At 74.9% G+C, this 13620-nt stretch carries 12 protein-coding genes; 5 read left to right on the top strand and 7 right to left on the bottom strand.

Annotated elements, in window-relative coordinates; all coding sequences use genetic code 11:
- Positions 1–18: 18 nt before the first annotated feature.
- The 6 genes from moeZ to ACZ4WQ_RS18260 all read right to left on the bottom strand — a co-directional run bounded on the left by moeZ (position 19) and on the right by ACZ4WQ_RS18260 (position 8345).
- Positions 19–1197 carry an adenylyltransferase/sulfurtransferase MoeZ gene (gene moeZ / locus ACZ4WQ_RS18285; protein ID WP_311727668.1) on the bottom strand — a complete coding sequence of 393 codons (1179 nt, stop codon included), beginning with the start codon at positions 1195–1197 and terminating at the stop codon, positions 19–21.
- A 129-nt stretch (positions 1198–1326) separates the two neighbouring features.
- A complete protein-coding gene (locus ACZ4WQ_RS18280; protein ID WP_311727667.1) occupies positions 1327–2298 on the bottom strand; it encodes an NAD-dependent epimerase/dehydratase family protein in 972 nt (323 codons plus the stop codon).
- A 45-nt stretch (positions 2299–2343) separates the two neighbouring features.
- Positions 2344–3669: a hypothetical protein gene (locus ACZ4WQ_RS18275; RefSeq protein ID WP_398371182.1), complete on the bottom strand. Its 1326-nt coding sequence runs from the start codon at positions 3667–3669 to the stop codon at positions 2344–2346.
- On the bottom strand, positions 3666–5546 hold the full coding sequence (locus tag ACZ4WQ_RS18270; protein WP_385349893.1) for a DUF3492 domain-containing protein: 1881 nt from the start codon (positions 5544–5546) through the stop codon (positions 3666–3668). Before ACZ4WQ_RS18270 ends, ACZ4WQ_RS18275 begins: the two co-directional genes overlap by 4 nt.
- 221 nt (positions 5547–5767) lie before the next feature.
- Positions 5768–7285: a DUF3152 domain-containing protein gene (locus tag ACZ4WQ_RS18265; protein ID WP_398371180.1), complete on the bottom strand. Its 1518-nt coding sequence runs from the start codon at positions 7283–7285 to the stop codon at positions 5768–5770.
- Positions 7269–8345, bottom strand: coding sequence for an alpha/beta fold hydrolase (locus tag ACZ4WQ_RS18260; protein WP_385349899.1), 1077 nt, complete (start codon positions 8343–8345; stop codon positions 7269–7271). The genes ACZ4WQ_RS18265 and ACZ4WQ_RS18260 overlap by 17 nt, the downstream gene beginning before the upstream one ends.
- Positions 8346–8556: 211 nt before the next feature.
- Here ACZ4WQ_RS18260 and ACZ4WQ_RS18255 point away from each other — a divergent pair, with 211 nt between their 5' ends.
- The 4 genes from ACZ4WQ_RS18255 (at position 8557) to ACZ4WQ_RS18240 (ending at position 10426) form a co-directional block, all read left to right on the top strand.
- The gene (locus ACZ4WQ_RS18255; RefSeq protein ID WP_311727663.1) at positions 8557–8787 is read left to right on the top strand and encodes a hypothetical protein; all 231 of its coding nucleotides are present in this window, start codon (positions 8557–8559) and stop codon (positions 8785–8787) included.
- Positions 8788–8922: 135 nt separating this feature from the next.
- A complete protein-coding gene (locus tag ACZ4WQ_RS18250; RefSeq protein ID WP_311727662.1) occupies positions 8923–9564 on the top strand; it encodes a TetR/AcrR family transcriptional regulator in 642 nt (213 codons plus the stop codon).
- Between the two features lie 156 nt (positions 9565–9720).
- Complete coding sequence (locus ACZ4WQ_RS18245) at positions 9721–9948, top strand: DUF3107 domain-containing protein (protein ID WP_311727661.1); 228 nt, start codon at positions 9721–9723, stop codon at positions 9946–9948.
- A gap of 211 nt (positions 9949–10159) precedes the next feature.
- Complete coding sequence (locus ACZ4WQ_RS18240; protein ID WP_311727660.1) at positions 10160–10426, top strand: hypothetical protein; 267 nt, start codon at positions 10160–10162, stop codon at positions 10424–10426.
- Positions 10427–10522: 96 nt separating this feature from the next.
- On the opposite strand, the gene ACZ4WQ_RS18235 is transcribed toward ACZ4WQ_RS18240, so the two are convergent.
- Positions 10523–11302, bottom strand: coding sequence for a ferritin-like fold-containing protein (locus ACZ4WQ_RS18235; RefSeq protein ID WP_311727659.1), 780 nt, complete (start codon positions 11300–11302; stop codon positions 10523–10525).
- 455 nt (positions 11303–11757) lie between these two features.
- Here ACZ4WQ_RS18235 and ACZ4WQ_RS18230 point away from each other — a divergent pair, with 455 nt between their 5' ends.
- The gene (locus ACZ4WQ_RS18230; protein WP_468022291.1) at positions 11758–13533 is read left to right on the top strand and encodes a DEAD/DEAH box helicase; all 1776 of its coding nucleotides are present in this window, start codon (positions 11758–11760) and stop codon (positions 13531–13533) included.
- Positions 13534–13620 lie beyond the last annotated feature (87 nt).

Here is a 13620-nt window from a genome sequence, read left to right as displayed (position 1 = left end):
TGGCACACAAGCCTCGGGTCAGTAGACGGGCTTCTCGGGCTCGATCTGGTGGACCCAGCCGATGACGCCGCCGCCCACATGGACCGCGTCCGCGAAGCCCGCGGACTTCAGGACGGCCAGGACTTCCGCCGATCGGACACCCGTCTTGCAATGCAAGACGATCTTCTTGTCCTGCGGAAGGTCCTGGAGGGCGCTGCCCATCAGGAACTCGTTCTTCGGGATCAGCCGGGCGCCGGGGATCGAGACGATCTCGTACTCGTTCGGCTCGCGGACATCGATGATGTCGATGTTCTCGCCGTCGTCGATCCACTCCTTGAGCTGCTTGGGAGTGATCGTCGAGCCGGCCGCCGCCTCCTGGGCCTCCTCCGACACGACGCCGCAGAAGGCCTCGTAGTCGATGAGCTCGGTGACGGTGGGGTTCTCGCCGCAGACCGCGCAGTCGGGGTCCTTGCGGACCTTGACCTGGCGGTAGGTCATCTCCAGGGCGTCGTAGATCATCAGGCGGCCGACCAGCGGCTCGCCGGTGCCGGTGAGCACCTTGATGGCCTCGGTGACCTGGATCGAGCCGATGGAGGCGCACAGCACGCCGAGCACGCCGCCCTCGGCGCAGGAGGGGACCATGCCGGGCGGCGGGGGCTCCGGGTAGAGGCAGCGGTAGCAGGGACCGTGCTCGGACCAGAAGACCGACGCCTGGCCGTCGAAGCGGTAGATCGACCCCCACACATACGGCTTGTTCAGCAGCACGCACGCGTCGTTGACCAGATAGCGGGTGGCGAAGTTGTCGGTGCCGTCCACGATCAGGTCGTACTGGGAGAAGATCTCCATCACGTTGTCGGCCTCGAGGCGCTCCTCGTGCAGCACGACCTTCACATACGGGTTGATGCCGAGCACCGAGTCGCGCGCGGACTCCGCCTTGGAGCGGCCGATGTCCGCCTGGCTGTGGATGATCTGGCGCTGCAGATTGGACTCGTCGACCTCGTCGAACTCCACGATGCCGAGGGTGCCGACACCGGCCGCGGCGAGGTACATCAGCGCGGGCGAGCCGAGACCGCCCGCGCCCACACACAGCACCTTGGCGTTCTTCAGCCGCTTCTGCCCGTCCATCCCCACATCAGGGATGATCAGATGGCGCGAATACCTGCGGACCTCGTCGACGGTGAGCTCGGCGGCCGGCTCGACCAGGGGTGGCAGCGACACGGGGACTCCGTAATGAGTGGGAGCAGGGTTCTTCTCCTCGTAACACTGCCATGGCCCATCTCATTCCGAGACGGGCGGTCCGGTCCGCGAGACGGATCCGTCCCAGCACCCGGGCAGCGCCGCCGGCCGTCAGATGCGGCACGCCGCCTCCATCCAGATGTCGGCCAGCGACTCCTCCAGACCGATCCTGGAGCGCCAGCCGAGCCGGTCGCGCGCGGTGCGCACATCCGCCTGCTGCCAGCTGCCGCAGCCGTCCGGGTACGGATACGCGCCGCCCACGTGCTCGACCCCGGGCCCGGCCGGGCCCGCCGCCGCGGGGATGTGGTGCAGCGGCCCGCGCCCGGGCGGGCCGTCGATCTCGTGCAGGGTGCCGCCGTAGCCCGCCACCCGGGCGAGCACGGCGGCCGCGTCGCGCAGCCGGACGGCCCGCCCGGTGCCGATGTTGACGACCCCCTGCGCGGCCGAGAGCGAGGCCGCGTGCACCGCCCGCGCCACGTCCCGTACGTCCACGAAGTCCCGCTGCACCCCGAGGCCGCTCAGCTTCAGCTCGCCGTCCCCGGCCTGCATGGCGCGGCGCATCGCCTCGGCCAGCCGGCCCAGCGGCGAGCCGGCCGGGGTGCCGGGCCCGACCGGAGAGAAGACGCGCAGCACCACCGCGTCCAGGCCGGACCCCAGCACCAGCTCGGTCGCGGCCAGCTTGCTCACCCCGTACGGGCCACCGGGGCGCGGAACCGCGTCCTCGGCCGTCGACGAGCCCGGCTGGGACGGCCCGTACTCGGCGGAACAGCCGAGCTGGACCAGGCGGGCGCCGCAGCCGCTGCGACGCAGCGACTCGCAGATCGTGGCGACGGCCACGGTGTTGTGCCGGGTCAGCTCGCGCGCCCCGCCGCGGGTCGCGCCCGCGCAGTTGATCACCACTCCGGGGTGGACGGCGTTGAGGAAGCGGGTCAGCGCGCCGGGGCTCCCGGTGGACAGGTCGAACCGCACATCCGCGTCGTCGCCGCGGCCGAGCGCGGTGAGCTGGACGGCGGGGTCGGCGAGCAGGTGTTCGGCGACATAGCGGCCGAGATATCCCCCGGAGCCGAGCAGCAGAACTCTCATCGGCCACGCTCCCGGGGCTGTGGGTCGGTCATGTCGTCGCGCATGTCATGTGCTCCTTGTGGTGGTGGGGCGGAGGGGGGCGGCGAGTTCGGAAACGTCGGAGGCGGCGGCGTACGGGGAGTGGGCCGAGGCGCGGGAGAGCGCGGCGAACGCGTACGCCAGCAGCGCGAGGGCGGTGGCGCCGCAGATCGCGGCCGGGATGGCGGCGGGTGCGCAGGCGGCCGAGGCCCACGCCACCGCCTCGGCGAACCGCCCGCCGCCCGGCAGCCGGCCGGCCGCGGCACCGGCCAGCACCGCCGCCTCGGCCGCACAGGCCACGGCGGTGCCGGCGGCCGCGGCCCCGCGGAAGCCGTGGACGGCGAGCAGCCGGGCGACGAACAGCAGGACGCACACGGTCACCACGGCGCTGTCGGACGCGGCCGCCGCGTCCGCCGCCGGGACGGCCCCGGGCGGGCGGCCGGGCAGCGGCAGCGCGAGCCGGACCGCGAACACCAGGGGCGGCAGGGCGCAGAGGAACAGCGCCACCGTGCCCGCGAGCAAGGGCCGCGCCCCCGCCGCGAACTCCTCGAGCCCACGGCTGGCCGCCAGCCTCCGGCGTGCCCGCCGCGCGAACCAGCGCGCGCACCACGCGGCGGGCGCGACGGCGAGGGCGAGGACGACAACCGCCTCTGCGGCGAGGGGCCGGTCGGCGGGCGCGGCGCCATACGGCCGCCACACACCGGTACGCACCCCGGCCAGCAGCCAGTCGCCGCAGAGGGCGTACGCGACGAGCCAGCCGGCGCGGAGCAGCCCGGCCGGCCGCCCGGCGAACCCGCCGCCCCGCGCCTTCAGCGGCCCGCGCGCCAGGCACAGCCACAGCGCGGCCCCCGCCAGCACCGCCCCACCCGCCCCGGCGGCCACCCGCGCCCCCGGCGCCGCGTCCTGCGCCCTGGCGAGCCAGACGACGACCGCCGCGCCCAGCACACCGGGCACCAGGTGCAGCGCGCCCAGGGCGTATCCGCCGCAGGCCCGCCCGCGCGGCGGCGCGGCCGCCGGGCCGCCTGGGGCGCCTGGGACGCCTGGGACGTCGTCCTCGCGGTCTTCGCGGGGGACGCGCGCGTACAGCTCCTCGGCGAGCGAGAAGACGTCACGGTGGCGGAAGCGGGCGGCGGTGCGGTCCGTCACGCCGTGGGCCTCCAGACCGGCGGCGATCTCCAGCGGGTCGACGGCGTACGCGCACAGCTCGTGGTGACGGTGTATCAACGCCCGCACCGGATCCGCCGACCCCCGGCCGACGGGCGCGGCATCCCCGGAAAGATGGGGGGCCGCTTCGGCAGCGGCGTCCGACGGCCGCGGGACGTCCCCCGGGGCGGCGGGGCCCGGCCGGGTCATGGGCGCGCCTCCCCCGGCAGGGGGGCGCACGGGCCCACGCCCAGGGGTTCGGGTCCGGGTCCGGTGTCGCTGCCGGGCCGTGCGGCGGCCCAGCTGGGGATGTGGTCGTCGGGCGCGGGGCCGGGGCGGCGGATGGCCGCCCAGCGGCCGGGGATATGGGCCTCGGCCGGGCGGGCGAAGGGCACGGGCTCGCCGTCCGGGCCGAACTCCTCGCGGCGCACCGGGCAGTGCGACATCAGCTCCAGATAGATGCCGCGGAACGCCGCCACGTTCTGCTCGGCGGTGAAGAGCTCAAGCGCACGGGCGCGCGCCGCGGCGCCCAGGCGCTCCCGGCGGGCGGGGTCGGCGAGAAGCTCCAGGCAGGCGTCGCCGAGCGCCCGCGGATTGCGCGGCGGCACCACCAGGCCGGTGCCGCCGATGACCTCGCACACCGCGCCGACGTCGGTCGACGCCGTGGCGCGCCCGCAGAACATGGCCTCCACCAGCCCGACCGGGAAGCCCTCGACGACGCTGGACAGCACCACGACGCTGCCCGCCGCGTAGGCGTCCGCCGCGGTCGGCAGCTCCGGGTCGCCGAGGCGCTCGAAGGAGACGGGGTTGTCGCCGACCGTGTGGGCGTCCGCGGCCTCGTCGGGGAAGAGGTGGGCGGCGAGGGCGCGGCAGTGGGCCGGGTAGCCCCCGACGGTGGGGGCGGCGGGCCCGGTCTCGACGAGGCGCAGCCGCGCCCGGGGCACCGCCCGCCGCACCTGGGCGAAGGCGTGCAGCAGCGCCACGACGTCCTTGGCGGGTTCGAGCCGGCCCAGCCACACCAGCGTCCAGCCGTCGTCGGCCCGCGCCCCGGCGCCCCCGCTCCGGCCCCCGCCTGATTCCGTGCCCGCGCCGCGCTCGCCGACCTCGGCGAAGCGGTCGGCGTCCATGCCCGGGTAGACGGTGCGCAGCCGCTCCGGGGCGGCGCCGCAGCGCTCCTGCCAGCGGCGCGCATGGGCGTTGCCGGGGGTGATCAGCGCGGCGCGGGCGTACGCCTCGGCGGCCAGCCGGCCCTGGAACGAGGCGAGCAGCGTCCGCACCGGCCCGGAGAGGGCCGCGCCTCGGGGCGCGGCGGGACGGGCCGCGGTCGCCAGGTAGTACTCGCGCAGCCGGACGCCGTACTCGGTGATCAGGAGGGGGGTGCCGAAGAAGCGCCGGGCCAGCAGCCCCGGGAGCGCGGCCGGGCCCGCCGAGGCGGCGTGGCACAGATCCACCCCGGACAGGCCCGGGTCCGCCCCGGCCCCGGCCGGGGCGGACCCGTCGCCGTACCAGTCGAGCGACAGCGGGCGCAGCGCGCGCTCCAGCGCTCCGGCCACGGTCAGCAGGTCGGCGACCCGCACCCGGTGCGCGCCCTGGAGCGCACCGGGGGTGTGGCAGGCCCGCTCCAGGGCGCGCACGGCCGTCTCGGAGCGGAGCGCGGCGGGCAGCCCGCCGCGCTCCCGGGCCAGCTCGGCGAGCCCGTACAGGCCGCTGGCGAAACGGTCCGCCTGGCCTGTGGCGGCCCCGGGGACGCCGGGACCGTCGGGGGCGTCGGGACCGCCCGTACTGCCGGGCCCGCCCGGCGCGCTGATGGCCGCCGCCAGCTCCCCGAAGCACTCGGCGAACCGCCGCCGTTCGCGCCGCCCGTAGGACCCCCCGTCCCGGCGCTCCCCCCACAGCGGCGCCGTACGGACCCGCCGCACCGAGTCGGGCAGCTCCATGAAGCCCCCCGCCGCCTGGCGGGCGCCGCGGCTGAGCGCGTAGACCTCGAACTCGTGCTGGGCGAGCCCCCGCACCAGCCGGTCGCACCACAGCCGCGCCTCACCGCTCGCGTACGGATATCCACCCTCCGTGAGCAGTCCCACGCGCATGAGCGCACCCCCGATCTCCCATGTCGGCAAGCCGTCGCGCCGCCGTCCGGCAGCGGGAGCACGTTATGCGGGAGGGGTGGTGGTGCGGCGGACGGTTGTCCGTCGCACCACCGGAAGGGGTGAACGCCCGTGACCTTCCATGACGTCAGGCGTTGTCGAATGCCGCTCGGCGCCGGTACGTCAGCCGGGGGCGGGGCCGGGCCGGGTTCGCCGGCCCGCCGCTATCGGTTCGCGGTGCCGCCGCCCGAGGCGGCGGCGGGGTACGGCCAGGCGTTCGGCCGACAGGTGACCCCGTCCGTCGACAGGAACTTGGTCTGCTGCATCATCACCGGCGCCAGCGCGCCCTGCCGGGTGCATGCCTCGTGGTTGTGGCCGAGCCGGTGGCCCACCTCGTGGTTGATGAGCATCTGCCGGTAGGCGTGCATCTTGTCGTCGCCGAAGGTCTTCGCGCCCTGCGCCCACCGATAGGCGTTGATCATGACGCGCTCGGTGGAGGCGGAGTCACAGGAGACGTTGTCCTGGGTGGTGTCAAGGCCGGATTTCAGACACCAATCCGCGGTGGTGCCGGGGCTCGCCAGCGTGATCACGAAGTCGGCCCGGCCCGAGGAGACCCGGTCGAAGGAGCGCATCCCGGCGTGTGCCCAACTGCGGTCGTCGTTGAGCGTCTTGTGCACGGCCTTCGCGAACAGCTCGCCGTCCAGCGGCAGGCCCTTCTCCACGTCCACGCGATAGCGCCACACCCGGCCCCGGCCGGTCCCCTTGTCCTGCCCGGAGACCGTGGTGAACGCCCCGGACCCGCTCAGCTTCGGGTCCAGCGGGAACTGCCGCGCCATCAGCGCGTCGTACGAGGTGGCCTTCGGGCTCGGGGTGGCGGTGGAGGGCGCCGCCCGCCCGGCCCGCCCGTCGTCGCGGTCGCCCGCGGCGTCGGTGCGCTCCGCGCCGCCCTGGGCCCGTGCGGTGTTGCCGCCGTCCTGCGGCCCGTTGGCCACCTGCCCGGCGACCACGACCGCCAGCACGGTCGTCACGGCCGCGGCGGCGACGCCGGTGAACGTCCGCCCCTTGCCGCCCTTGCCGCCCACGTCCTGAGGCTCGTCCTCCGCGCCGTCGTCGGCATCGGCCTCGGCGCCGCTGCCGACATCGGTGCGGCGCGGTCTCCGCTCCGCTCCCGGGGCGCCCGCCGCGAACACGTCCTCGCCGTCGCAGTCGAGGGCGTCGGCCGTGTCGAACGCATCCACGTACTCCTTGCGCGGGCCGGGCATCAGGCCGCCCGCCGCCGCGCCCGCCGGCGGGCCCGCGGTCCGCGCCCCGAAGGACGCCCGCGCCCCGCCCGGCACACCACCGGGACCGCCGCCGCGCCGCACCGGACCGCCGGGGCCCATCTGGCCGCCGGGGCCCATCTGGCCGCCGGGCCCGCTCGGCGCGCCCAGGGCGCCCCAGCCGCCGCCCGGCTCGCGGTGCTCCGGGTGCCCGCCCCTGGCCCGCGGCACCGCGGGCCCCTGCGGACGCATCCGCGGCACGCCCTGCGGCGGGGTCACCCCGGGGTCCGCGCCGGTCCCCGGCGCCACCCGCCGTCTGCGGCCGGTGCCCGGAGCCGCGCCGGAGGCCGTGTACTCCACGAAGCCGGGACCGGAGCCGGGGCCGCGCCCGCCGCCGGGGGCCGAGCCTGGGCCCGCCTGCCCGGACGGGCGGTCGCGGCCCTCCTGGCTGCCACGTGCGCTGTGTTTACCCACGCGCCGCACCGCTCCCGTCCGCGCCCGGCACCGGGGCGGCGGGCTCCCCCGGGTCGCCCCGGCGGCCGCCGTCCTCCCAGCCCTCCAGGCCTTCTCTGACTTCTCTGGGTTCTCTGCCTGTCACATCGTCGAGCAGCTCGCGGATCCCCCGCGCCACTGCCTCGGGACACTCCATCATCGCCACGTGCCCCGCGTCCACCAGCGTCAACAGCCGCGAGTCGCGGAAGGCCGCGCCGGCCCGCCCCGCCATCCGGTAGGACACCAGCTGATCGCGCATGCCGTAGACCAGCAGCGTCGGCGCCAGCACCCGCTCGGCCTGGCGCCACATCGAGTGCTGGCCGCCGAGGGTGTACGAATCGACGAGTCCGCGCGCAGAACGGGACAGCGCGTCCCAGAAGTACGGGAGGGCGAGCCGCCGCTCGAACTCCTCCACCGCCATCGCGAAGTGCTCCGGGCTGACCCGCGACGGGTTGCCGTAGGTGAGCGCCATGACCTCGCGGGTGCGCCGCTCCGCGTCCCAGTCCTTGGTCAGCCGGGTGAACAGCCGGGTGACGCCGGGGATCGCGAGCAGGCCGGTGGGGACCGCGGTGCGCTGCGGGCGCAGCTCGGGCAGCGCGGGCGAGACGAGGGTGAGGGTGCGCACCAGGTCCGGCCGCAGCGCGGCGACACGGGTGGTGACCGCGCCGCCCAGCGAATTGCCGATCAGATGGACGGGCCCGCGCCCGCTCGCGTCGAGATAGCGGACCACGGCGCGGGCGTGGCCGGCTATGGAGTAGTCGCCGTCGTCCGGCGGCGGGGAGTCGCCGAAGCCGGGCAGGTCCAGGGCTTCCCCGTCCACCAGGTCGGCGAGCGGCTCCATCAGGAGCGACCAGTTCATCGAGGAGCCGCCGAGCCCGTGCACATACAGCGCCGGCGGCAGGCCGTCCCGCACCGGCGGACGGGACCGTACGGTGAGAGTGAGGCCGGGGAGGCGCGCGGTGCGCAGCTTCTCCCCCGCTCCGAGACGAACGGGCCGGGCGGGCGGGACCGCGGAAACAGTGCGGGCATCCGGCTGCTCGGTCGAAGACATGCGGCAATGTTACGAGACGATCACGTACGGAGCTCTGTGTTCGGCCTCACAGGCCGCGTAGCGTCCGAAAGTGAGCTCTCCTAGGCTCGTAATACACAGGGACGATCACCCGGGCCGGAAAGCGGGCGGGACAGACGCCCGGATCCGGGGACCCGAGGAACGCAGGAACGCAGGAACGCCCCAGGAGAACGCGCCCCAGGGAAGGGGAGAGATGTCCGTCGACCCCAGCGACCCCGAGACCTTCGAGGAAACCGACGTCACCGAATCCGCTGTGGAGGACGTCGAGGCGCCGGAAGTGGACGCCGCGGAGCAGCGCCACGATCTCCTTCCGCACCGGGACGAGCCTCTGCCCCGGATCACCGACAGACTGGTGGAGGCGAACGAGGCGGACCGGGTGGAGCAGACCCGGGTCGTCGAGGTGAACGAGGACGACTATCAATGACCTGCGCCATTTGTCAGCTTTTCATGGAGTCCGGTCCGTGAAATTCTCCGTACGGACCGCGCGCCGCCCTGTTACCCAAAAGTACGATGGCGGCGCGGTGGACACCGTGTACGGAACACTCATTTGGGAGGCGGCGTGACAGCCATCGAGCAGACCGAGGCGCGCCCGCGTGGCACGCGCCTGCCGCGCCGAGCCCGACGGAATCAGCTCCTGGGGGCCGCCCAGGAGGTCTTTGTCGCACAGGGCTATCACGCGGCGGCCATGGACGACATCGCCGAGCGCGCCGGGGTCAGCAAGCCCGTGCTCTACCAGCACTTCCCCGGCAAGCTCGACCTCTATCTGGCCCTGCTGGACCAGCACTGCGAGGCGCTGCTCCAGGCGGTGCGCACCGCGCTGGCGTCGACGACCGAGAACAAGCAGCGGGTCGCCGCCACCATGGACGCCTACTTCGCGTATGTCGAGAACGAGGGCGGCGCCTTCCGCCTCGTCTTCGAGTCCGATCTGACCAACGAGCCGGCCGTGCGCGAGCGCGTGGACCGGGTCGCGCTCCAGTGCGCCGAGGCGATCAGCGAGGTGATCGCCGAGGACACCGGGCTGTCGCAGGACGAGTCGATGCTGCTGGCGGTCGGCCTCGGCGGGGTCTCGCAGGTGGTCGCGCGCTACTGGCTCTCCAGCGAGAGCTCCGTCCCGCGCGACACGGCGGTGCAGCTGCTCACCTCGCTGGCCTGGCGGGGCATCGCGGGCTTCCCTCTGCACGGGACCGAAGGCGGCCACTGAACGGCACGGCCCCGCCGCGTATTCCCCGCGGACGGCGGTGCGTGTTCGCTGCGGGCGTGCGCCCGGGCGGCCCGCTCGGTCTCCGCACCGGGCTAATGTGTGCTGCGTACGGCGCGGCTGGCCGCGCACCCAACTGACCGTCGGAGGGACAAAGCCGTGGAGGTCAAGATCGGCGTGCTGCACGCGCCCCGCGAGATCGTCTTGGAGAGCGGGCAGACCGCCGAGGAGGTCGAGCGCGCGGTGGCCGAGGCGCTCGCCGGCAAGGCGCAGCTGCTGACCCTGGTGGACGACCACGGCCGCAAGGTCCTGGTCCCGTCCGACCGGCTGGCGTACGTCGAGATCGGCGAGCCGACCGCCCGCAAGGTCGGCTTCAGCGCGCTCTGAGCGTCCGAGCGTCCGCGCCAACAGCGGCGGGGCCCGGTGGGGAAACCTCACCGGGCCCCGCCGCTTTCCGTACGGAAGGCCACCTTCGGGTGCGGCTCGGGCCGACAGGGGTTGCCTACCCCCGGCCGGGGGTAGGACGGCCTCGACCAGGGCACGGACCGATGTGACCCCGGGCCCCGGTCCCGATCCCCGCCCACGGGAAGGACGCACCATGATCTTGGAAGCGCTCGCCTCCGTACTGATCGGTCTCGCCATCGCTTACGGGGCGGGCCGATGGCAGCCCCGGAGGTTCCATTCCAGGCGTCTGCTGCTGTCCACCGGCCCCGGCGCCGCACTGCTCGGCGCCCTGCTCGCCCACGCCGTGCTGGGCGCGGGCCACACGGCGACGGTGCTGATCGTCGCGCTCGGCTTCGCGGTGGCGCTGCTGTCGCTGCTGGTCCGCCCGGCGAGCGGGCTGCGCCGCTCCGCCCCGGCCTGAGACCCGGCCGCGCATCCACCGGCCTGTCCATCCCACCTGAGCGGCGGCCCGCACCCCCCTGGGGCACGGGCCGCCGCTGCCGTTCCGTCCGCCGACTCAGGAAGCCAGGCCCAGCGCGGCCATCCGCTTGGTGTGCGCCTCGGTGATCCGGGAGAACATCCGGCCGACCTCCGCCAGGTCGAAGCCGTCCGCCACCCCGCCGACCAGCATGGTGGACAGCGCGTCCCGCTCCGCGACCACGCGCTGCGCCTGCGACAGCGCCTCGCCCATCAGCCGCCGCGCCCACAGCGCCAGCCGCCCGCCGACCCGCGGGTCCGCCTCGATGGCCGCCCGCACCTTCTCCACCGCGAACGTGGCGTGGCCGGTGTCGTCGAGCACGCTCAGCACCAGCCCTCGGGTGTCCGAGTCCAGCCGGGCCGCCACCTCGCGGTAGAAGTCGCTGGCGATCGAGTCGCCGACGTACGCCTTGACCAGGCCCTCCAGCCAGTCCGACGGCGCGGTCTGGCGGTGGAAGCCGTCCAGCGCCGCCGCGAAGGGCTCCATGGCCGCCGTCGGCTGCTCGCCCACCTCCGCCAGCCGGTCCCTGAGCTGCTGGAAGTGGTGGAACTCGGCGGACGCCATCTTCGCCAGCTCCGCCTTGTCCTCCAGCGTCGGCGCCAGCTTGGCGTCCTCGGCCAGGCGCTCGAAGGCGGCCAGCTCGCCGTAGGCGAGGGCGCCGAGCAGATCCACGACGGCGGCCCGGTACTGCGGGTCGGCGGCCGCCCGATCCCAGTCCTGGGCGGCGATCCCGGTGGGCTCCTCGCCGGTGTGTCCCTCTGCGGTCTCCCCGGCGGCGGGGGCGTTATCCGGTGTGTCAGACGTCTCCATGGAGCGCACAATAGCCCGCTGAGCGCCCCTGGGAAGGCCCTGGTCAGCCACGGCCGACCACAGGGCGGAACCGGCATCCCGGTCACAGATGCGCGCTCTCGGGGTACAGTGCTATTGGCGCCCGCCGAGTATCGGCGGGTCGTTCCACGAATACGGATGCCCGGTCGGTGGCCCGATCGGCTCCAAACCGACCGCCCTCCGCGCGGCGCGCATGGAATCGTGCGCACGGCAGGAGGGACCCGCTCGCGGTATGAGCGCTCGAGCGAGGGCAGTGGTCCCGCGCCGGACCGGCCACCCCAAGGCCGGTTGTACTCGGGGCGCCGTGCGACCCCCTTCGCCGCCTCACGCCGCGTCTCACAGAAGAGGCAAGCATCCTGACCACTTTCCGAGAACTCGGGATCCTCCCCGAGACGGCCGAGGCCCTCGAGGCCGTCGGCATCACGTCCCCGTTCCCCATCCAAGAGATGACGCTCCCGGTGGCCCTCTCGGGCTCCGATGTCATCGGCCAGGCCAAGACCGGCACCGGCAAGACGCTGGGCTTCGGCCTCCCGCTGCTGGAGCGCGTCACCGTCCCCGCGGACGTCGAGGCGGGCCGGGCCGCGCCCGAGCTGCTGACCGACGCCCCGCAGGCGCTCGTGGTCGTCCCCACCCGCGAGCTCTGCCAGCAGGTCACCAACGACCTGCTCACCGCCGGCAAGGTGCGCGCCGTGCGCGTCCTGTCGATCTACGGCGGCCGGGCCTACGAACCGCAGGTCGAGGCCCTGAAGAAGGGCGTCGACGTGGTGGTCGGCACCCCCGGCCGGCTGCTCGACCTGGCCGGCCAGAAGAAGCTGCGGCTCTCCGCCGTGAAGTCCCTCGTCCTCGACGAGGCCGATGAGATGCTCGACCTGGGCTTCCTGCCCGACGTCGAGAAGATCATCCAGATGCTGCCGGCCAAGCGCCAGACGATGCTCTTCTCGGCGACCATGCCGGGCCAGGTCATCTCGCTGGCCCGGCGCTACATGTCGCAGCCCACCCACATCCGCGCCACCGCGCCGGACGACGAGGGCGCGACCGTCGCGAACATCACGCAGCATGTCTTCCGCGCCCACTCCCTGGACAAGCCCGAGGTCGTGGCGCGTGTGCTCCAGGCCGAGGGCCGCGGCCTCGTCATGATCTTCTGCCGTACGAAGCGGACCGCCGCCGACATCGCCGACCAGCTGGCCCGCCGCGGCTTCGCCTCCGGCGCGGTCCACGGCGACCTCGGCCAGGGGGCGCGCGAGCAGGCGCTGCGCGCCTTCCGCAACGGCAAGGTCGATGTGCTGGTGGCCACCGACGTCGCCGCGCGCGGCATCGACGTCGAGGGCGTCACGCATGTGATCAATTACCAGTCCCCCGAGGACGAGAAGACATATCTGCACCGCATCGGCCGCACCGGCCGCGCGGGCGCCTCGGGCACCGCCATCACCCTCGTCGACTGGGACGACATCCCGCGCTGGCAGCTGATCAACAAGGCGCTGGACCTGCCCTTCAACGAGCCGGAGGAGACCTACTCCACCTCCGAGCACCTGTTTGAGCTGCTGAACATCCCGGAGGGCACCACCGGTGTCCTGCCGCGCGCCGAGCGCACCCGGGCGGGCCTGGACGCCGAGGAGATCGAAGACCTCGGCGAGACCGGCGCCCGCGGACCCCGGGGCGGCCGCGGTGGCCGCCGCTCGGCGGCGCCCGTCGAGGAGCGCCCCGCCCGCACCCGCACGCCGCGCCAGCGGCGCCGGCTGCGCGGCGGCGTCGCGGTCGACGGGACGACGGGCGAGACGGGCGAGACGGCCGTGGACACCGCGGCGGTCGAGTCCCCCGCCGACGCCGAGACCGCGCCGGCCGAGCCGAGGCAGCCGCGCCGCCGTCGCCGTACCCGCGCCGGGGTCACCGGCAAGGCGGCCGAGGCAGCCGAGGCAGCCGTGGCCACGGCCGAGGGCCCGGCCACGGCCGTCGCCGACACCGCTCCGGCCCAGCCGGGCGCGGAGGCGGCCGCCGAGCCCGCCGAGGCCCCCGCCAAGCCGCGCCGTCGCCGCACCCGCTCCACCACGGCCGCCAAGGCCGCGGAAGCGGCAGCGGCGGCCCCGTCCGCCGAGGCCGAGGCGTCCCCGGCAGCCGCCGAGGAAGGCGAGCCCCAGCCGGCCCGCCGCCGTCGCCGCACCCGCGGCGCGGCCTCCAAGGCCGCCGAGGCCACAGAGGCCACAGAGGCCACAGAGGCGAGCTGACGGCACCCGCTCAACCGCCGAAGGGCCCGGTCCGCTCCCCGCGGACCGGGCCCTTCGGTGTCCCCGTCCAGGCCCTCGAGCGGCCCG

It is taken from the genome of Streptomyces sp. NPDC028305 (assembly GCF_055569495.1).
This window is presented reverse-complemented; position numbering and strand designations above follow the sequence as displayed.